Below are 1,347 nucleotides of genomic sequence, written 5' to 3'. Positions count from 1 at the left end.
GGTGGTAACCAATCGATTGCGCTTTATGTGTTAGGTAGTATGGGTCTACACCAATACAGTGACCGCCAACCAAGCCTGGGCGGAAGGGGAGGAAGTTCCACTTTGTGCCAGCGGCTTCGAGTACTTCCAGGGTGTCGATGCCCATTTTATCAAAAATTAAAGAAAGCTCGTTAACGAGAGCGATGTTGACGTCACGCTGGGTATTTTCAATAACTTTTGCGGCTTCAGCTACACGAATAGAAGCTGCTTTGTGCGTGCCGGCAACGATGATGCTTTTATAAAGGTCATCAATAAAAGTTGCCGCTTCAGGCGTTGAGCCAGAGGTAACTTTGAGAATGTTCGTGACACGGTGTTCTTTATCGCCAGGATTGATTCGTTCCGGGCTGTATCCCGCAAAGAAATCTTCATTTAGCTTCAAACCAGAGCCTTGCTCGATTAGTGGTAAACAGTCTTCTTCGGTTGCACCCGGGTAAACAGTCGACTCGTAAATAACGTAATCGCCCTTTTTGACTACTTTGCCAAGCATCTCGCTCGCTTTGATTAGCGGCGTTAGGTTTGGTGTTTTGTAGTCATCGATCGGTGTAGGAACTGTGACGATATAGACGGTAGCATTCTTGATATCATCGAGCTGGGTTGTGAAGGTGAGGTGTGTGCTCTCAGCAAGCTCTTCAGATGAGCATTCTAGTGTGCTATCAACACCTTCGCGTAACTCGTTGATGCGATCTTCTTTGATGTCAAACCCTATGGTTGGGAATTTCTTCCCAAATTCGACTGCCAGTGGCAGACCTACATAGCCCTGTCCGATAATGCAAATTTGTGTATTTGTTTCCATGGTCTCTCGATCTTTCATCAATAAATAAAAACTTTGCGCCGACTGTTTACAAATGACTTACAATGAACGCTTAAAAAAGGTGACGGATTATTGCATAATGCCGCAACTAATTCTTCAGGATAGACTGAATTCTAAGAGAATAGTAAAGGACGAAGCAGATAATTTAAAGAAATAGTCTATGATGAAAGGTGAATTCTGTATTTACGTCTTTTATCGTACAGCTGTATTATTCTCCGGCTAGGGTGTTGGTGGGGTGTTATTCTTTCGCTTAGCCGGGTTGTTTGTAGAAAATTCTCAGTTCCATTCAAGGTAATCGTTAGTGGCTCACGTACGTGTTTTAAATCATTATTTGCATAGTAAGTTTCTCGTTTTAGGGGCAGTTGAATTTTGCTTGTTGATGTTGGCGGTTGTTGCCGGTGTCGAGTTGCGAAATATGTGGGGTGCCGCGGACGAAGTAAATGTTATTCTGGAGTCACCTAAACTTCAGATGATCTCCTTTGCGGTGGTGTTGAGTG

At 43.9% G+C, this 1,347-nt stretch carries 2 protein-coding genes; one reads left to right on the top strand and one right to left on the bottom strand.

From position 1 onward, the window contains the following. On the bottom strand, nucleotides 1-832 hold an 832-nt coding region (locus A3757_RS17935), incomplete at its 3' end, for a nucleotide sugar dehydrogenase (RefSeq protein ID WP_156506392.1). Nucleotides 833-1,151: 319 nt separating this feature from the next. On the opposite strand from A3757_RS17935, the gene A3757_RS17930 reads away from it, so the two are divergent. Next, nucleotides 1,152-1,347: hypothetical protein (locus tag A3757_RS17930; RefSeq protein ID WP_197470115.1), on the top strand; the 196-nt coding region annotated here is incomplete at its 3' end.

The sequence above is a fragment of the Oleiphilus sp. HI0117 genome, from assembly GCF_001635235.1.
This window is presented reverse-complemented; position numbering and strand designations above follow the sequence as displayed.